Source organism: Ochrobactrum sp. S1502_03 (assembly GCF_044435015.1).
Taxonomy (GTDB): Bacteria; Pseudomonadota; Alphaproteobacteria; order Rhizobiales; family Rhizobiaceae; genus Brucella; species Brucella chromiisoli.
Genome location: NZ_JAYEXN010000016.1, coordinates 31,998 through 50,981, shown reverse-complemented (window position 1 = coordinate 50,981; position 18,984 = coordinate 31,998). Strand labels below are relative to the sequence as shown.

The following is an 18,984-nucleotide window of genomic DNA, read 5'->3' as shown; positions in this document are numbered from 1 at the left end:
GGCGGTGATGTGTGATTGTGTCTGACAAGAATTCGCTGCCCTGTCAGCTTAGTTGATAAAGCCGTTTTTCTTGAGAAAGTCTTCAGCAACGGCCTTTGCCGGCTCCCCGCCAAGCTGGACACGACCATTGAGGTCCTGAAGTGTGGTGAGGTCGAGTTTCTCAAAGACCGGCTTCAACAAAGCTTCAATTTCGGGATTCTTCTTAAGGACGTCTTCGCGAATAATCGGCGCTGGCTGATAGACTGGCTGAACGTGCTTATCATCCTCTAGCACCACCAGACCCGAAGGGGCGATGCCGCCATCGGTGCCATAAACCATAGCCGCATTTGCCCCGCTTGTCTGACTGGCTGCCGCTGAAATTGTTGCTGCCGTATCGCCGCCAGAGAGCGTAATGAGCTGATCGGGTTTAAGCGTGAATGCATAGGCCGTTTGGAATGCGGGCAAGGCCGCAGCCGAATTGACAAATTCAGACGATGCAGCAAGCACCACCTTGCCGCCATCGGCGGTGTATTTCCCGAAATCGCTCAAGCTTATCAGCTTGTTTTCGTCGGCGATATCCTTGCGAATGGCAATGCCCCAGGTGTTATTGGCAGGCGAAGGCGTAAGCCAGACAATTTTATTGGCATCATAATCAAGCTTTTTGGCTGTCTCATAAGCCTTGAGTGGATCTTTCCAGAGCGGATCATCCGCCTTGTTGAAAAAGAACGCGGCATTGCCGGTATATTCAGGATAAATATCGATTTCCCCAGCCGTTATGGCCTGACGAACAACAGGCGTGGCTCCAAGCTGGATGCGGTCCTTGGTTTCAATATTGTTGGCGTTGAGAACCGCGATGATAATATTGCCAAGCACGCCACCTTCGGTATCGATCTTGGAGGATACGACAACCTGTGCCTGCGCCACGCTCGCGAGCGCGCTTGCACCGGCTAAAAGGGCGAGTGCGAAAGCAGACCCCTTCAAAAGGCTTTGATAAAACATGTTTCTTTTCCCACTGCGCTGGTTTCATTCCATGTCGGATAAACTATGGCACGCGGGCAAAAAGAAAAGTTTATATAAAATTCCCTCCTGACAACAGTCTGGCAGGAGGGACCAATTCAAGTCAAAAGATCAGGCCGCGAAATCGTTTTGCGTGCCGTGTGCTTCGATAGCCTGCGCAAGACGTTCCAGCGCATGAACATAAGCGGCGGTTCGAAGACTGACATTATGTTGTTTCGCGTGGTTCCAGATGGCGCGTCCCTCGCGTTCCATGATGGTTTTGAGGCGTTCATGGATTTCTTCGAGCGTCCAGTAATAACCCTGACGATTCTGAACCCACTCGAAATACGAAACTGTCACGCCACCGGCGTTTGCCAGAATATCCGGCAGCACAATCGTGCCGTTCGCAGCCAGAATCTTGTCAGCCTCAGCGGTCACAGGACCATTGGCAAGTTCGACAATCAACTTGGCTTTGATGGAACCGGCATTCTCGGCATGGATCATGTTTTCCATCGCGCTTGGCACCAGAACATCGCAATCCACGGCAACCAGTTCACTGGCGGTAATGGCTTCATGCCCCCTGGTGCCAGCGGTGGAAACAACCGATTTGTTCTGTGCCTTGGCTTCCAAAAGGGCATCAAGATCAAGCCCATCAGCGCAGTAGACGGCTCCTGATGAATCCGAAACGGCAACGATCTTGTGGCCATCGCTGGCCATCAGCTTTGCAATAAACTGACCGGCGTTGCCAAAACCCTGAACCGTGACGCGAAGCTGCTTTGAGAGGCCGAGGTCATCTGCAAGATGGCGCACCAGATAAAAGCCGCCGCGTGCTGTCGCATCGTTACGACCCAGAGAACCGCCCAATGCCAGCGGCTTGCCGGTGATAACAGCGGGCGAAGACTGGCCGACGATCTGCGAATACTCGTCTGCCATCCAGCCCATAATCATTGAGTTGGTGTAAACGTCGGGTGCCGGAATATCGCGATCTGGGCCGATAATGCCGGAGAAAGCCTGAATATAGGCGCGCGACAGACGCTCCAGTTCAGCTTTCGAGAGCTGACGCGGATCAACCTGAATGGCACCCTTGCCGCCGCCATAAGGCAGGTTCATGACCGCGCATTTGAAGGTCATCCAGAAAGCGAGCGTTTCGACTTCTTCAGCGGTTGCTTCGGGATGGTAGCGAATGCCACCTTTGGTCGGTCCGCGCGTGTCGTCATAACGGCAGCGCCATGCAAGAAAGGATTTGCGCGATCCATCATCCATGCGGATCATCAACCGCACTTTCATGGTTTCGCGGGCGTATTTCAGCTTTTCGATAACATCCGGATCGATATTGATATGACTTGCAGCCTCATCAAGACGAACGAGAGCGCTTTCGAGTATATTCTCCTTAGTCATAAAATCACCTTTCTTGCTTTTATCCCTCTTTAAAGGGGTGTTTATGAGCGCTTGAGTAGCGCTTCACGCAATAAAAGAAAAGAGAAAAGGACAATATTGTTGTCCTATTAGTATGAAATCTTTTTGAAGATTTCTAATGTGGTGTCTTTTACGAAATACGAAGAACGAAAGGCCCAAAGGCCTTTTGGCGACAATGTCGCGAAATGGTGGTCATGTCGTATTTGTGTCGTCTTTTGACGCAAGTCTGCTGTCGATTTTATGCGCTACCCAATACAAATATCGTCAGAGGTTTTTCATGCGCCACAGGAGAGCATGAACCGTAAGACTGGTGGTTTGTATATGTCCCGCTTTTCGTTAGCTTCCATCGTTGGCAATGCGCTGTCCGGCAACAAGAACTGGAAACCGCAATGGCCGAATGCCGAACCCAAGGCCGAATATGATGTGATCATTGTCGGTGCTGGCGGGCATGGTCTGGGTGCAGCCTATTATCTGGCGAAAGAACACGGCATCACCAATGTTGCGGTGATTGAAAAAGGGTGGCTTGGCGGCGGCAATACTGGTCGAAACACCACCATTATCCGCTCCAACTATCTCTATGACGAGAGCGCACATCTTTACGAACATGCGATGAAACTGTGGGAAGGGCTGAGCCAGGACCTCAATTATAACGTTATGTTCTCGCAGCGCGGCGTGATGATGCTGGCGCACACCGTGCATGATGTGCAGAGCTTCAAGCGGCACATCCATTCCAACCGTCTCAATGGCATCGACAATGAATGGCTGACCAAAGAGCAGGCGAAGGAATTCTGCCCGCCGCTCGATATTTCAGCCAATGCGCGGTATCCTGTTGTTGGTGCCAGCTTGCAGCGACGCGGTGGTGTTGCCCGTCACGATGCTGTTGCATGGGGCTATGCACGCGGCGCAACTGAACGCGGCGTCGATATTATTCAGAATTGCCCGGTAACGGCTATTCGTCGCGATGCCTCTGGTCGTGTGACCGGCGTTGAAACGCCGCGCGGTTTGATCAAGGCAAAGAAGGTCGCAGTGTCGGCGGCAGGTAGCACTTCCGTCGTGATGGATACGGCCGGTGTGCGTATGCCGCTTGAAAGCTATCCGCTACAGGCGCTTGTATCCGAGCCGGTCAAGCCGATCTTCCCTTGCGTGGTCATGTCCAACACGGTCCATGCCTATATCAGCCAGTCCGACAAGGGCGAACTGGTGATTGGTTCGGGCACTGACCAGTATGTCTCTTATAGTCAGCGCGGCGGTCTGCCGTTGATCGAGCATACGCTGGCTGCCATCTGCGAAGTTTTCCCGATTTTTACCCGTATGCGCATGTTGCGCAAATGGGGTGGTATCGTTGATGTTACGCCGGATCGCTCGCCGATTATCGGCAAAACGCCGGTGCCGGGCCTTTATGTCAATTGCGGCTGGGGCACGGGCGGCTTCAAGGCGACGCCGGGTTCTGCCAATGTCTTTGCGCATACGATTGCCCGTGACGAACCGCACTGGATCAATGCACCGTTTACGCTTGAACGCTTCACCACCGGTCGCCTGATCGACGAAGCGGCTGCTGCCGCTGTGGCGCACTAAGGAATAGGGGAAACACAAAATGCTTCTTATCCGTTGCCCTTATTGCGAGATGGAACGTCCTGAACTGGAATTCGCTTATGCAGGTGAAGCGCATATCGCGCGTCCAGCCGACCCCTCGACGCTTTCCGATGATGAATGGCGTGATTTCCTGTTCACACGCTCCAATCCACGCGGCACCCATTATGAACGCTGGCGGCATATCAATGGCTGCGGTCGCTTCTTCAATGCGGTGCGTGACACGGTGAGCGACAAGTTTGTCACCACCTACAAGGCCGGTGAACCCCGTCCTGCTTTGGCAGAAACTCCGGCTGCGGAGACAAAATAATGACCGATATGCGCATTCATAACAAAGGCCGTGTCAATAAGGCCAAATCCGTACGGTTCAGCTTCAATGGCAAATCCTATGCGGGTTTTGAAGGCGACACGCTGGCCTCCGCTTTGCTTGCCAATGGCGAGCATCTGGCCGGTCGTTCATTTAAATACCACCGTCCGCGCGGTATTCTTTCCGCAGGTTCCGAAGAGCCGAATGCGCTGATGGGCGTCTCAAGAGGACCGGGTCGCTACGAGCCGAATACCCGCGCAACGGTTCTCGAACTCTATGAGGGTCTGAAGGCCGAAACGCAGAACCACTGGCCGTCGCTGAAACACGATGTCGGCGCGATCAATGATGCGCTCTACATGTTCTTCTCGGCAGGCTTTTACTACAAGACCTTCATGTGGCCGAAGAGCTTCTGGAACAAGGTCTATGAGCCTTTCATCCGTGGCGCTGCCGGTCTTGGCAAGTCGCCATCCGAACCGGACCCAGACACTTATGCCAGCCGCTATGCTTTCTGCGACGTGCTGATCGCTGGCGGTGGACCTGCCGGTCTGGCTGCCGCGCTTGAGGCCGCAAAGAGTGGTGCGAAGGTTATTCTCGTTGACGAACAGGCCGAATTTGGCGGCTCGCTTCTGTCGGAACCAGAGCCGGTCATCAATGGCCGCGCAAGCTGGGACTGGCTCAGTGAAACTATTGCGGTCCTTAAAGCCAATCCGAATGTCACGCTTTTGCCGCGCACAACTGCCATTGGCTATTATCATCAGAACATGGTCGGGCTTTGCGAGCGCCTGACCGATCATCAGGCAAAGCTCGCCACCAATGCCCCGCGTGAACGCATGTGGCGCGTGCGTGCCAAGCAGGTGGTTTTGGCGCAGGGCGCGATTGAAAAGCCGCTGGTCTTTGCGGGCAATGACCGCCCCGGCGTGATGCTGGCTTCCGCTGCCCGCACCTATCTCAACCGCTATGGCGTCAAGGTCGGCAATCAGGCGGTTGTCGTCACCTCGCATGACAGCGCATGGCTTGCAGCTTTTGATCTCGCGGTTGCAGGCGTGAAAATTCCGGCCATCATCGATGTGCGTTCAAGCGTTGCCGACAGCCTTATCAATCGTGCAAAAATGCTCGGCATTGAAACGCTCACGGGCTGGACTGTGACGGACACAGGCGGTCGCCATCGCGTATCGTCGGTGCGCGCTAATCCGGTTTCCAATGGTTCGGTCGGTGCTGCGCGCACGATTGCCTGTGATGCTCTGCTGATGTCGGGCGGCTGGAATCCGAGTGTGCATCTTTTCTCGCACACCAAAGGCTCGCTGATCTGGGACGAAGCACGTCAGATCTATCTGCCGGGCGAACGCACCGAGGAAAGCCGCTGTGCCGGTGCTGGTAATGGCAATTTCGATTTGCAGGCCGCTCTTCGTGAGGGTGCGGAAGCGGGTGCTGCCGCTGCGAAGGATGCAGGCCATAAAGCCAAGGCATCCGAATATGCGGTTGCCGGTGATTTCATCTGCGATGGCATCAGCGTGCGCGAACTGCCAACGGATCGCGATCCGGGCAAAGCCAAGGCTTTCATCGATTTCCAGAATGATGTGACCGCCAAGGATATTCGTTTGGCTGTGCGCGAAGGCTTTCACTCCATCGAACATGTCAAGCGCTATACCACCAACGGCATGGCGACCGATCAGGGCAAGACGTCGAACATCAACGGTCTGGCTGTAGCAGCCGATGCGCTCAAGCGCCCGACACCGCAGGTTGGCCTCACCACCTTCCGTCCGCCTTATACGCCGACGACCTTTGGCGCTTTCTGCGGTTACAATCGCGGCAAACTGTTTGATGTCACACGCAAGACACCGATTGATAGCTGGGCCGAACAGCATGGCGCAGCTTTCGAGCCGGTTTCGCTGTGGCGCCGCGCATGGTATTTTCCGAAAACCGGCGAAAACATGCATCAGGCCGTAGCGCGTGAATGTCGTGCTACACGTGAATCATTGGGCATGTTCGACGCTTCAACGCTCGGCAAGATCGAAGTGGTTGGCCCGGATGCGGCCGAATTCATGAACCGTATGTATACCAATCCATGGACGAAACTTGGTATCGGTCGCTGCCGTTATGGTCTGCTGCTCGGCGAAGATGGCTTCATCCGCGATGACGGTGTTGTTGGTCGTCTGACACAGGATCGTTTCCATGTGACCACCACGACCGGCGGTGCAGCTCGCGTGCTCAATATGATGGAAGATTATCTCCAGACTGAATGGCCGGACTTGAAGGTCTCGCTCACATCGACCACTGAACAGTGGGCTGTGGTCGCAATCAATGGCCCGAATGCACGTAAGCTCATTGAGCCAATGGTTGAAGGTCTGGATATTTCCGATGAAGCTTTCTCGCATATGTCGGTCGCGGAATGCAAATTCCTCGGCGTACCGGCGCGTCTGTTCCGCATGAGCTTCACCGGCGAACTCGGCTATGAAATCAACGTCCCCGCTCGTTACGGTCTTTCGCTGTGGAAGGCGCTTTATGAAGCGGGTCAGCAATATGACATTACGCCTTATGGCACCGAAACCATGCATGTTCTGCGCGCGGAAAAAGGCTATATCATTGTCGGTCAGGATACGGACGGCACGGTAACACCGGATGATGCAAGCCTTGGCTGGGCTGTTGGCAAGCAGAAACCGGATTTCGTCGGCAAGCGTTCGCTGACACGCCCCGATATGCTGAAAAAGGATCGCAAGCATCTGGTCGGCCTTCTAACCAAAGATCCAAAGCTGGTGCTCGAAGAAGGTGCACAGATTGTCGCTGATCCAAAGCAGGCCGTTCCGATGACGATGCTTGGCCATGTCACGTCGTCTTACTGGAGCGAGGCGCTGGGCCGGTCTATCGCCATGGCTGTGGTATCGGGTGGCAAGGATCGTATGGGCGAAACGCTTTATATGCCGATGCCGGATAGTAGCGTACATGAAGCAGTTGTTTCGGGCATGGTTTTCTATGATCCCGAAGGCAAGAAACTGAACGGATAAGGATTGAACCATGCTTGTTGAGACAAAACCTTATTCGAACCGCAAGGTTGTCATTCCCGGTCGTCTGGAAATCTTTGCTGCAGAAGATGCAGCCCGTTTCATTCTGCGCATTGCGCCTGAAAAACTGGGCTTGGCTGAAAAGGCGCTGGGTGCAAAAATTCCGGCAAAGATCGGCGATCTTATCCGCACGGATGATATTGCGGTCGCCTGCCTTGGGCCGGATGAATGGTTTATCTGGGCTGATGAAAGCAGAGGCGCAGCGATTACGCAGGCTTTCGCAAAGCTTTATGAAAATGAGCCGCATAGCCTGACGGAAGTCAGTCACCGTGAAACCGGCATCGATATTTCCGGTTCCAAGGCCGAATGGTTGCTCAATGCCGCTTCGCCGCTTAATCTTGCCGAGATGGGGCATCCGGGTGCTGCGCGAACAATCTTTGATCACGCCCAGATCATTTTGTTGAAATGGGATGCTGATCATTACCGCATCGAAGTGTGGAACTCGTTTGCGGATCATGTGTGGACCTTGCTGGAACTGGCCAGCAATGAAGTCTGATTGATCCCCTGTGTTACTGAAAACGCCGCCCAACCGGGCGGCGTTTTTGTATTCTGCGCTTCATTTCGGTCTTGCCTTCCATTAATCCATATGTGAAGACTATATTCACATAAGAAATTCATGAGGAGGGGATTTCCCAATGTCGGAAAGCGAACTGCCGCTGAGCGGGCTTGTCGTTGTCGATATGAGCCAGTTTCTGTCGGGGCCTTATTGTTCGTTGCGTCTGATGGATCTGGGCGCACGTGTTATCAAGATTGAACGGCCCGATGGCGGCGACCTTTCGCGCAGACTTTATCTGAGCGACACGGAAATCGGCGGCGATTCCACGATTTTTCATGCGATCAATCGCGGTAAGGACAGTCTTGCGATTGACCTCAAAAATCCTGACGATCTCAACGCGCTGAAGAAACTTCTCACACAGGCTGATGTGCTGATCCAGAACTTCCGTCCCGGTGTTATTAAGCGTCTTGGCCTTGATTACGAGGCAGCGAAAGAAATCAATCCGCGTCTCGTTTATGCATCGATCAGCGGCTATGGCGAAGAGGGCCCATGGGTCGGGCGTCCGGGACAGGACTTGCTGGCGCAGGCGCGTTCGGGCCTGATGTGGCTCAATGGTGATGAAGGGCAGGGGCCGGTCCCCTTTGGTCTGGCGGTTGCGGATATGCTGGCAGGGGCTGCGGCAGCACAAGGTATTCTCGCTGCACTGGTCCGCCGTGGCATCACCAACAAAGGTTCGCATGTCGAAACCAGCCTTCTCGAAGCACTGGTTGATTTCCAGTTTGAAGTGCTGACCACCCATTTGAACGATGGTCGTCGTCTGCCAAAGCGTTCTGAGTTCCGCAGTGCCCACGCTTATCTTTCAGCACCCTATGGGGTTTATCCGGCGTCGGACGGCTATCTGGCGATTGCCATGATGCCGATTGCGAAACTCGCACCCCTGCTTGAAACAGATACACTTACGCCTTTCATGGACGATCCGAAGACCGCATTCGCGAAGCGCGATGAAATCAAACGTCTGATTGCTGCGCGTATTGCGGAGAAAACCGTCGATGAATGGCTCGCCATTCTGGAACCGGCCGACATCTGGTGTGCCCGCGTTCTCAACTGGGAAGAACTGCTCAAAAGCGAAGGGTTTTCAACCCTCGACATGCTGCAAACAGTCACCCGTGCGGATGATGTTTCCATCACCACGACGCGTTCGCCGCTGCGCATCAACGGGCAGCGCCCGAAGGTCGCACGCGCCGCGCCGCGCATTGGCGAGAACAGCAAGCAAATTCGCGAGGAATTCGGACTATGAGCACGATTAAGCTGAAAGGCATGACCTGGAGCCACCCGCGCGGCTATGATCCGATGGTTGCGGGTGCTCAACAATGGCTTGCTGACAAGGGCGTTGAAATCGAGTGGGAAAAGCGCTCGCTACAGGATTTCGAGACCTTTCCGGTTGAGGAACTGGCGCGCAATTTCGATATGATCGTGATCGACCATCCGCATGTCGGCCAGATCACCAAAGAAGGCTGTCTGCTGCCGCTTGATGTGCCGGGGCGCGAAGCGGAACTTGCGGCGCTTGCCGATGGCTCCGTGGGCCAATCTTTTCCAAGCTATAACTGGCAAGGCCGGCAATGGGCATTTCCAGTGGATTCAGCGACACAGGTTCAGGCATGGCGTCCTGACCTGATGGATGATCCGGCCATTTCATGGGGCGAAGTGCTGCGTCTTGCCCGCGCTGGCAAGGTGCTTTTGCCCTTGCGCTCACCGCATTCGTTGATGAGCTTTTATACACTCGCCGCCAATGCCGGAACACCTTGCTCAGTGGAAGGCGAACTGATCTCTGTTGAGGATGGCTCACACGCTTTCGAACAACTGCGCGAACTGGCTTCGTTGGTTGCGCCTGAATGTCTCGGCATGGATCCGATTGCCGTGTTTGAAGAAATGGCAGCGCCGGACTCTGAAATCGCCTGCTCCCCGCTGATTTACGGCTATGTGAATTACGCCATGCCGGGCTTCCGTGACCGGCTGATCCGCTTTGCCGATATTCCATCGGGGCCGGCGGGTGTTGCGGGTTCTGCTCTGGGGGGCACGGGCATTGCCGTTTCAGCCTTCAGCAGGCATCCGCAAGCCGCGATTGATTTTGCTTACTGGATTGCAAGCGGTGACGTGCAAAAGGGGCTTTATGCTGCTTCCAACGGCCAACCGGGGCATGCGGGAGCCTGGGAAGACGATGCAGTCAATGCTGCGACGTTAGGCTTTTATCGCGACACCCGCTCGACGCTGGAAGGCGCATGGGTGCGTCCGCGTCACGATGGCTATATGCCGTTTCAGGAAGCGGCCTCCGAGCGCATCAACAAGGGCTTGCAGCAAAACGAAAAGGCGGAACATGTCGTCGCCGATCTTAACCGGCTTTTCCGCGCAAGTTTTTAATCAAAAAATATTGGGCTGGCGATCAACTCGCCAGCCCAATCAGTTTATAGCTTCCAAAGGCGCCTTGCATTATCCGCAAGCAGCAGCGCCTTTTCGTCTTCGCTGCATCCTTTAATCAGCGCATGGGTTGTCGCCACCCATGTGGAAAGACCGGCATCGACATTGCTCGCTAAGGTGCAGACCGGCCAATCGCTGCCCCACACGATCCGCTCCCAGCCGAAGGACTGAATCACATGCTCGACATAGGGGCGCAGGGTCTCGACCGTCCAGCATTCAGGCTTTGCATAGGCGACCACACCTGAAATCTTGGCGACCACATTATCGCGCTGCGCAATCTCGGTGATGCCCTTCTGCCAGACTTCCAGCGCGCCCGATTTGATGTCCGGCACGCCGCAGTGATCAAGCACGAATTGCAGGTCCGGTGCGAGGTCGGCCAGTGCCAGAACCTTGTCAATCTGATGCGGGAGTGCGCAGAGATCAAAGGTCAGGCCCGTGCTTTGCAGCCGCTTGATATTTTCGCGAAACAAAGCACCTTCGGACAGTTCGTCCGGCACCACATGCAGCACACGGCGAAAACCTTTGATAAAGGGATTGCGCAGGCTCTGCTCCAGATACGCGGCAAATCCCGGTTCCTCCGGGCGACATGAGGCTATTGCACCTTTGATGAAGCCACCATTGGCGATGGAAATATCCTGAATATGCTTGGTTTCAGCTTCAATCGCATCCGCTGCAACGTCCACTTCCATATGCAATGCGGCATGAATGCCGCAGCGTTCTGCCTGTTGTCTGTATGTCTCAAACAGGAAGTCGCGGTTGAGCGCAGGCACGTCCGCAAGCCATGGATAATTGAGCGTGCTTTTGTCAATCAGATGCAGATGCGTATCGATAATCATAAAAACTCTCCTCCGATTGCATAATTTCAAAAAAGAAGAGAGTTTTCAAATACGAATTTACTCTTTAGCCTTAATCAGTTGTGCCAATATCTGATCCGACGAGCCTGGACAGATCTTTGACGGTTTTTTGCAGCAGGCTGATGGTCTGGGTAATGTCAGGCGCGGAAGCTGAATTCACCAAAGTCACATAGGGGCAGGTGAGGGCTGCAATACAGGAACCATCCGGCCCGAGAATGGGTGCGGAGAGGTTATAGACGCCCGCAACCTGTGCACTGGGCATCATTTCATAGCCGCGCTCACGGATTTGGTCGAGCCGCTCATAGAAGCTTTCATCGAGATTGCCGCTTTCGCCGTGTTTGACATATTCGGCGATCATCATCTTGCGCTCTTCCGGTGTGCGGAAGGCGAGCAGCACATGACCGGACCCTGTGTCAAACAGGCTGATATGTGAGCCGACGCGGATCGAAATACCCCAGTATTCCGGGGCTTCCTGCTGCGCAATCACCACAACGGAACCGCGATCAAACACGGCCAGCTGATTAGCCTGTCGTGAGCGATCCGCAAGTTCGCGCATGAAAGGGGTGGCAAAGGAAGCAAGTCTGCGTACCGGCGCATGAAGATGCGCAAGGCCAAACAGCTTGAGCGTCAGCGAATAGCGGTCACCTTCGAGCTTGGTCACGTAACCACGCTTCACCAGACGGTCCAGCATCCGGTAAAATTCGTTGGGGCTGCGGTCGAGATATTTGGCAATCTCGGCCTGACTCAAACCTCCATCGACACTGGCCAACAATTCGAGAATGTCCAGTCCTTTGTCGAGTGCAGGAGCGCGATAACGATCGTCTGTTTCCAAGTTCAGTCCCCTTATGAATATCTCATTTTATATGCGAATACCGCCGGCGATGAAAGACGGGATCATATCGAAAGCGCCTTGACCCATTGTGAATATTATGTTTGCATATAAATATAGAATTCACAATTGGGGGCGGATATGGGAGTGTCCGTCATGAGGAGGAAAGCATGAGGAATTTTACGACTTCTGTGCTGGCAGGTTCTGTTCTGCTGGCGACAGGGATGATTTCTGCGGGGGCGGCCGATCTTCCGGGTAAATTCGAAGGCGTTACAATCAACGCCAAGCTGATTGGTGGCCAGCAATATGAGGCGCTTTATTCGCGGATCGCTGAATGGGAAAAAGCGACCGGCGCAAAGGTCAATATTCTCTCCAAGAAGAACCACTTCGAGCTCGACAAGGAAATCAAGTCGGACATTGCATCCCGCTCCATCAACTGGTGCGTCGGCTCCAACCATTCCTCATTTGCCCCGCAATATCCTGACCTTTATGCAGACCTGAACGGCTTGCTTCCCAAAGAGGAACTGGAAGGCTTTGTTCCGTCCACGATCAAAGCTTCCACACTCAACGACAAGCTGGTTATGCTGCCGCGCGCGCAGTTTGACGTTTCGGCGCTCTATTATCAAAAGAGCCTTTACGAAGATGACGCCAAGAAGGCGGCTTTCAAGGAAAAATACGGCTACGATCTCGCACCGCCTAAGACCTGGAAAGAAGTGTCCGATCAGGCGGTATTCTTTGCTGATCCACCGAATTTCTACGGCACACAGTTTGCAGGCAAGGAAGAAGCCATCAATGGCCGCTTCTATGAAATGCTGGTCGCTGAAGGCGGCGAATATCTGGATGCTGACGGCAAACCAGCTTTTAACTCAGAAGCCGGTGTACGTGCGCTCGACTGGTTTGTTAATCTCTATAAAGACAAGGCTGTTCCGGCTGGCACCACCAATTATCTCTGGGATGAGCTGGGTGCTGGCTTTGCGTCGGGCACCATTGCGCTCAATCTGGACTGGCCGGGCTGGGCAACCTATTTCAACGATCCAAAGTCGTCGAAAGTTGCTGGCAATGTCGGCGTTGTGGTTGCACCTGAAGGTTCCGCGGGCAAGCGCACGGGCTGGTCAGGTCATCATGGCTTCTCAGTCACAGAATCCTGTGACAACAAGGATGCTGCTGCATCGCTTGTCTGGTTCCTGACCAATGAAGACTCGCAGAAGCAGGAATCAGCCGCAGGCACGTTGCCAACTCGTACTGCTGTCTGGGATTATGTGATCGAGCAGGCCGCTTCTGATCCATATAAGAAGGAAGTGCTCTCCGTGTTCCAGGAAACGGCAAAGACCGCGTTCCCGGTTCCGCAGACCCCATCATGGATCGAGATTTCCAATGCTGTCTATCCTGAACTTCAGGCAGCTATCCTTGGCGACAAGACCTCACAGCAGGCACTTGATGATGCAGCCAAGAAGTCAACGCTGATCCTTGAGGATGTAGGCGAGCTGTAACCTCGTTTAATACCCCCGTGGCTCGCCTTTGGAAAACCAATGGCGGGCCGTTTTGACAGGGTTTCCCGCTGATACACCGCCTCGGAAGAACAATGTTTAAACGAATTTCCCCGCCGGTTTTGCTTTTGCTTCCGGCCTTCATCATTCTCGCAGCGGTGGTTTTGTTTCCCCTCGCGCTTTCACTTTATTCAAGCTTCACGCCTTTCCGGCTGACGCGTCCTGACAGCCTGTTTACCTTTATCGGCCTGCGCAATTATCAGCGCATCATGACCGACTGGGTGTTCTGGGCTGCATTCATTCGCACGGTGATCTTCCTCACCATTGCGCTCAATCTGGAAATGCTGCTCGGCCTTGGTCTGGCGCTGCTCATCAACAAGGCCACCCATGGCCAGCGCCTTTTGCGCACACTGATGATGTTCCCGATGATGTTCTCGCCGGTTCTGGTCGGCTTCCAGTTCAAGTTCATGTTCAACGACAATATTGGTCTGGTGAACAATGCGCTGCAATCGTTAGGCATCACCAGTCAGGCTATTCCGTGGCTGATCGACGGCAATCTGGCGCTGTTTGCCATTCTGCTGGCAGAAGTCTGGATGTCCATTTCCGTATTCGCGATCCTCATTCTCGGCGGTCTTCTGTCGATGCCGCAGGATCCTGTGGAAGCGGCGCGTGTTGACGGCTGCACACCATGGCAGACCTTCCGCTATGTCATCTGGCCCTATCTGATGCCATTTGCGTTCATCGCGATGACCATTCGTTCGCTCGATGTGGCACGCGCTTATGACATCGTGAAGATTATGACCGATGGTGGACCGGCACGCCGCACCGAGCTGATCTGGACGCTGGTCGGACGCACCGCCTATTCGGATGCGCAGATGGGGCTGGCCAATGCCATGGCCTATGTCGCGATCCTGCTTTCGATCCTCTTCACCGTAATGTTTTTCCGCAAGCTGGCAGCCGCACGCGCGCAAATCGGAGCGGAGTGGTAATCATGGCTCACGCAACACTCTCTAATGATCAGCATCGCCTGCTGCGCCGCGTCAAAAAAGTCGCCTATCTCATTGGCCTGTTTCTGGCGATGGCGATCATCTGTCTTCCGGGTTTGTGGATCGTGCTTTCGTCGTTGCGTCCCCCCGTTGAAATCATGGCAAAGCCTCCGGTCTGGATTCCGCAGGAAATCACGCTCGATGCTTATTATGCGATGTTCTCAGGCGCAGGCGGTGGCGGTATTCCGGTCTGGGATTATTTCCGCAATTCGCTGATTATCTCGGTCACATCGACCCTCATTGCGCTGGTTGTCGGTGTTTCGGGTGGCTATGCCTTTGCGCGCTTCCGCTTCTTTGGCAAATCGACGACATTCCTTGGTCTCATGCTGACGCGTTCGGTGCCGGGTATAGCGCTTTCGTTGCCGCTCTTCATGCTCTATTCGCGTATTGGCATCATCGACACGCATTTCGGCCTGATTATCACCTATGTGGCGCTCAATGTGCCTTTCACCATCTGGCTGATCGACGGCTTCTTCCGTCAGGTGCCAAAAGACTTGGCGGAAGCAGCGCAGATTGATGGCTGCACACGCTGGCAGGCTTTCTGGCAGGTGGAGTTTCCACTGGCTGGTCCGGGCATTGCGACCGCAGGCATCTTCGCTTTTCTCACCTCATGGAACGAATATGCGCTGGCTTCCCAGCTCACCCGTTCTATTAATTCCAAGACCCTTCCTGTTGGTCTTCTCGATTACACCGCTGAATTCACCATCGACTGGCGTGGCATGTGCGCGCTGGCGGTTGTGATGATTATTCCGGCGCTGACCCTCACATTCATCGTTCAGAAGCATCTTGTTGCTGGTCTGACGTTCGGCGCGGTTAAAGGTTGATATAAAATGGCTCAGCTTTCCATTAAAAATCTTGTCAAGCGTTATGGCACTGTCGAAGTGGTGCATGGCATCAATCTCGAAATCGCCGACAAGGAATTTGTTGCGCTTGTTGGTCCTTCGGGCTGTGGCAAGTCCACGACGCTGCGCATGATCGCAGGTCTTGAAAGCATCTCGGATGGCGCGCTCGAAATCGGCGGCAGGCAAGTCAACGATTTGCCGCCGCGTGATCGCAACATCTCCATGGTGTTCCAGTCCTATGCGCTTTATCCGCATATGTCGGTGCGTGAGAACATGGGCTTCTCGCTCAAAATCGCTAAGCAGCCGCAGGCGGAAATCGACCGCCGCGTGAATGAAGCATCCAGCATTCTTGGCCTTGAAGCGCTGATGGAACGTCGTCCGGCGCAGCTTTCAGGCGGTCAGCGCCAGCGCGTTGCCATGGGCCGCGCGATCGTGCGCAATCCGGAAGTGTTTCTGTTTGACGAACCGCTTTCAAACCTCGATGCGAAGCTGCGCACGCAGATGCGCACTGAGATCAAGAAGCTCCATGCCAAGGTTCAGTCGACAGTTGTTTACGTGACGCATGATCAGGTCGAGGCCATGACGCTGGCTGATCGTATCGTCATCATGCGCGATGGCCATATTGAGCAGGTCGGAACACCGGATGAAGTGTTCAAGCGTCCGGCAACGCAGTTTGTCGCTGGCTTCATTGGCTCGCCGCCGATGAATATGGCTGAGGCAACGGTTCAAGGTGCAGAATTGGTTTTTGCCACGGGTGAACGTCTGCCAGTGCCCGCACAATTCAAAGCCAAGGTCACGGAAGGCGCGAAGGTGACATTCGGCCTTCGCCCGGATGATCTGTTCCCGACCGGCCACGGCATTTCTACCGGCGATGCCGGAACATCGCATGAGCAGGATATGACTGTCTCGATCACCGAACCGCTTGGCAATGAAACGCTGGTCTTTGTCGAGTTTGCCGGAAAGGAATGGGTGGCGCGCATGCTCAACCCGCGTCACCTTAACTCCGGCGAAGCGATCTCAATGCATTTTGATCTGTCGCAGGCGCATCTGTTTGATGCGGCAAGTGGTAAGAGTTTGGCGGTTTAATCATGGCACGGATTGAAAAAGTCGAACTGCGCATGGTTGACCTTCCGCCGAAGGTTAAGCGTACCGATGCGATCCAGAGCTTTGTCAGTCAGGAAACGCCAATCGTCACCATCACCGACAGCGATGGTGCTGTCGGCACTGGCTACAGCTACACGATCGGTACAGGCGGCTCATCCATCATGCGGCTGTTGAGCGATCATCTGGTGCCGCTGATTATCAACGAGGATGCCGATTGCATTGAGGCGATCTGGCGCAAGCTCGAATTTGCAACCCATGCCACAACCATTGGTGCGATTACGGCCTTAGCGCTTGCCGCAATCGACACGGCCCTCTGGGATCTGCGTGCGAAAAAGCAGAACCTGCCACTGTGGAAACTTGCGGGTGGTGCCAAGGATCGCTGTCCGCTTTACACGACCGAAGGCGGTTGGTTGCATATCGAGAAAGAAGCACTGGTTGAGGATGCACTAGTTGCCAAGGCCAAGGGCTTTTCCGGTTCCAAGGTCAAGATCGGCAAGCCGCATGGTTCGGAAGACTATGCACGTCTTGCGGCTGTTCGTGCAGCCGTTGGTAATGGCTTTGAGATCATGACCGACTGCAATCAGGGCTTTAGCGTGGATGAAGCGATCCGCCGCGCCGAGCGTCTGAAAGAACTTGATCTTGCATGGATTGAGGAGCCGCTTCCGGCGGATGATCTTGACGGCCATATCCGCCTGACCCGTTCCACACCGACACCGATTGCGGTGGGTGAATCGATCTATTCGATCCGCCATTTCCGCGAATATATGCAAAAGGGCGCGTGCTCTATCGTGCAGGTGGATGTGGCGCGTATCGGCGGCATTACGCCATGGCTGAAAGTGGCGCATACGGCTGAAGCTTTCGACATTCCGGTCTGCCCGCACTTCCTTATGGAACTGCATGTCAGCCTCACCTGTGCCGTGCAGAATGGGCGCTATGTCGAATATATTCCGCAGCTTGATGATCTGACCACAAAGGGCATGGAAATTCGTGATGGCCACGCCATTGCCCCATCGGAAGCTGGCATTGGTATTTCGTGGGATTGGGATTCTGTACGCGCTCGTTCGGTTTCCGAATTCACCCGCGAGATCGTGAGATCGTAATGGTTCAAAGAATGGGTATGGTGATCGGGCTGAAGCCTGAAAAGATCGCAGACTATAAAAAGTTGCACGCGAGCGTGTGGCCGGAAATTCTCGCACTCATTTCCGAATGCAACATCACCAATTATACGATCTTTCTCAAAGAGCCGGAAAACCTGCTGTTCGGCACCTGGGACTATGTCGGCACCGACTTTAGAGCCGACATGAAAAAGATGGCCGACAATCCCAAAAATCAGGAATGGTGGTCGGTCTGCATGCCATGCCAGAAGCCACTTGAAACCCGTAAAGACGGCGAGTGGTGGGCAATGATGGAGGAGGTTTTCCATCATGACTGAGGTCTTTGATCCAAAAGCCCTGCGCCAGTGGTGGCCGAAGCCCAAGCAGCCAAAGCCGATCGTGATTTTCGGTGCGGGCAGTATTGTCGGCGACGCGCATCTGCCAGCCTACAAGCAGGGCGGCTTGCCAGTTGCGGGCATTTTTGATCCCAATTTTGAAAAAGCATCAGCACTTGCTGATCAGTGGGGCGTGAAAGCTTTCGCAAACTTGCAAGAGGCGCTTGCGGTTGAAGACGCAATCTTTGATCTGGCAACGCCGCCCTCAGCCCATGCTTCGATCCTGTCGCAATTGCCGGAAGGTTCTGCGGTTCTGATCCAGAAGCCGATGGGCAGCGACTTGGAAAGTGCTACGAAAATCCTGAAAGTCTGCCGTGCGCGCAATCTCAAAGCCGCGGTGAATTTCCAGCTGCGTTTTGCGCCGATGATGTCGGCACTTTACGATGCCGTGGATAAAGGCTTGCTTGGCGAAGTGGTGGATTTCGACGCATGGCTGGCGCTTGCGACCCCTTGGGGTCTGTGGCCGTTCCTCAAAGGCCTGCCGCGCATCGAGATCGCCATGCACTCGATCCATTATCTTGATTTCGTGCGCGGTCTGCTTGGCAATCCGCAAGGTGTTCATGCCAAAACCATTGGCCATCCGAACCACGAAGTCGCCCAGACCCGCACGGCTGCTATTCTCGATTACGGCAACCGCGTGCGCTGTGCGCTGTCGATCAATCACGACCATGATTTTGGCCGCAAGTTTCAGGCCTGCGAGTTCCGCATTTGCGGCACCGAAGGGGCTGCCTATGTGAAACTCGGTGTCAATCTTGACTATCCGCGCGGGGAACCGGACGAGCTTTGGATCAAGCCAAAGGGTGGCGACGACTGGGTGCAGGTGGAGCTTCAAGGCGCATGGTTCCCGGACGCTTTCCTCAATCGCATGGCACAGTTGCAGCGCTTCGCCACTGGTGAAGATGCAGAACTGATCGGCTCGGTCGAAGATGCATGGCACACCATGGCGCTGGTCGAAGCCGCTTATCAGTCGAGCAGCCAGCCCGCCACGCCGCTCGCTGCAAAACCGGAGTTCTGA

At 54.6% G+C, this 18,984-nt stretch carries 17 protein-coding genes; 13 read left to right on the top strand and 4 right to left on the bottom strand.

All coding sequences use genetic code 11. The features are described from left to right. Positions 1-48: 48 nt before the first annotated feature. Positions 49-978: an ABC transporter substrate-binding protein gene (locus VBH83_RS12110; RefSeq protein ID WP_265982798.1), complete on the bottom strand. Its 930-nt coding sequence runs from the start codon at positions 976-978 to the stop codon at positions 49-51. 129 nt (positions 979-1,107) lie between these two features. Next, complete coding sequence (locus tag VBH83_RS12105; RefSeq protein WP_265982800.1) at positions 1,108-2,373, bottom strand: Glu/Leu/Phe/Val dehydrogenase; 1,266 nt, start codon at positions 2,371-2,373, stop codon at positions 1,108-1,110. A 339-nt stretch (positions 2,374-2,712) separates the two neighbouring features. Between VBH83_RS12105 and VBH83_RS12100 the strand changes: the two genes are divergently transcribed. The 6 genes from VBH83_RS12100 to VBH83_RS12075 all read left to right on the top strand — a co-directional run bounded on the left by VBH83_RS12100 (position 2,713) and on the right by VBH83_RS12075 (position 10,261). Then, positions 2,713-3,966: a sarcosine oxidase subunit beta family protein gene (locus tag VBH83_RS12100; RefSeq protein ID WP_265983831.1), complete on the top strand. Its 1,254-nt coding sequence runs from the start codon at positions 2,713-2,715 to the stop codon at positions 3,964-3,966. A 19-nt stretch (positions 3,967-3,985) separates the two neighbouring features. After that, positions 3,986-4,291, top strand: coding sequence for a sarcosine oxidase subunit delta (locus VBH83_RS12095; protein WP_007873390.1), 306 nt, complete (start codon positions 3,986-3,988; stop codon positions 4,289-4,291). Continuing rightward, positions 4,291-7,290 carry a sarcosine oxidase subunit alpha gene (locus tag VBH83_RS12090; protein WP_265982803.1) on the top strand — a complete coding sequence of 1,000 codons (3,000 nt, stop codon included), beginning with the start codon at positions 4,291-4,293 and terminating at the stop codon, positions 7,288-7,290. Before VBH83_RS12095 ends, VBH83_RS12090 begins: the two co-directional genes overlap by 1 nt. Positions 7,291-7,300: 10 nt before the next feature. Continuing rightward, positions 7,301-7,843, top strand: coding sequence for a sarcosine oxidase subunit gamma (locus VBH83_RS12085; RefSeq protein ID WP_265982804.1), 543 nt, complete (start codon positions 7,301-7,303; stop codon positions 7,841-7,843). Positions 7,844-7,982: 139 nt separating this feature from the next. Next, a complete protein-coding gene (locus tag VBH83_RS12080; RefSeq protein ID WP_265982805.1) occupies positions 7,983-9,140 on the top strand; it encodes a CaiB/BaiF CoA-transferase family protein in 1,158 nt (385 codons plus the stop codon). Next, the gene (locus VBH83_RS12075; protein WP_265982806.1) at positions 9,137-10,261 is read left to right on the top strand and encodes an extracellular solute-binding protein; all 1,125 of its coding nucleotides are present in this window, start codon (positions 9,137-9,139) and stop codon (positions 10,259-10,261) included. Before VBH83_RS12080 ends, VBH83_RS12075 begins: the two co-directional genes overlap by 4 nt. A 44-nt stretch (positions 10,262-10,305) precedes the next feature. Here the strand turns inward: VBH83_RS12075 and VBH83_RS12070 are convergent, their stop codons facing one another. Further along, the gene (locus VBH83_RS12070) at positions 10,306-11,154 is read right to left on the bottom strand and encodes an amidohydrolase family protein (RefSeq protein WP_396997884.1); all 849 of its coding nucleotides are present in this window, start codon (positions 11,152-11,154) and stop codon (positions 10,306-10,308) included. A gap of 70 nt (positions 11,155-11,224) precedes the next feature. Continuing rightward, positions 11,225-12,019: an IclR family transcriptional regulator gene (locus tag VBH83_RS12065; protein ID WP_265983833.1), complete on the bottom strand. Its 795-nt coding sequence runs from the start codon at positions 12,017-12,019 to the stop codon at positions 11,225-11,227. Positions 12,020-12,171: 152 nt separating this feature from the next. On the opposite strand from VBH83_RS12065, the gene VBH83_RS12060 reads away from it, so the two are divergent. The 7 genes from VBH83_RS12060 to VBH83_RS12030 all read left to right on the top strand — a co-directional run bounded on the left by VBH83_RS12060 (position 12,172) and on the right by VBH83_RS12030 (position 18,984). Then, positions 12,172-13,491, top strand: coding sequence for a sugar ABC transporter substrate-binding protein (locus tag VBH83_RS12060; protein ID WP_396997882.1), 1,320 nt, complete (start codon positions 12,172-12,174; stop codon positions 13,489-13,491). A 92-nt stretch (positions 13,492-13,583) separates the two neighbouring features. Next, positions 13,584-14,477 carry a carbohydrate ABC transporter permease gene (locus VBH83_RS12055; RefSeq protein ID WP_396997880.1) on the top strand — a complete coding sequence of 298 codons (894 nt, stop codon included), beginning with the start codon at positions 13,584-13,586 and terminating at the stop codon, positions 14,475-14,477. Between the two features lie 2 nt (positions 14,478-14,479). Further along, positions 14,480-15,358, top strand: coding sequence for a carbohydrate ABC transporter permease (locus tag VBH83_RS12050; RefSeq protein ID WP_265982813.1), 879 nt, complete (start codon positions 14,480-14,482; stop codon positions 15,356-15,358). A 6-nt stretch (positions 15,359-15,364) separates the two neighbouring features. Beyond that, positions 15,365-16,462, top strand: a complete 1,098-nt coding sequence (locus tag VBH83_RS12045; protein ID WP_265982814.1) for an ABC transporter ATP-binding protein — start codon at positions 15,365-15,367, stop codon at positions 16,460-16,462. 2 nt (positions 16,463-16,464) lie between these two features. After that, positions 16,465-17,580: a mandelate racemase/muconate lactonizing enzyme family protein gene (locus VBH83_RS12040; protein WP_396997878.1), complete on the top strand. Its 1,116-nt coding sequence runs from the start codon at positions 16,465-16,467 to the stop codon at positions 17,578-17,580. Next, on the top strand, positions 17,580-17,912 hold the full coding sequence (locus VBH83_RS12035) for an L-rhamnose mutarotase (protein WP_265982816.1): 333 nt from the start codon (positions 17,580-17,582) through the stop codon (positions 17,910-17,912). The genes VBH83_RS12040 and VBH83_RS12035 overlap by 1 nt, the downstream gene beginning before the upstream one ends. Next, positions 17,905-18,984, top strand: coding sequence for a Gfo/Idh/MocA family protein (locus tag VBH83_RS12030; protein ID WP_265982817.1), 1,080 nt, complete (start codon positions 17,905-17,907; stop codon positions 18,982-18,984). The genes VBH83_RS12035 and VBH83_RS12030 overlap by 8 nt, the downstream gene beginning before the upstream one ends.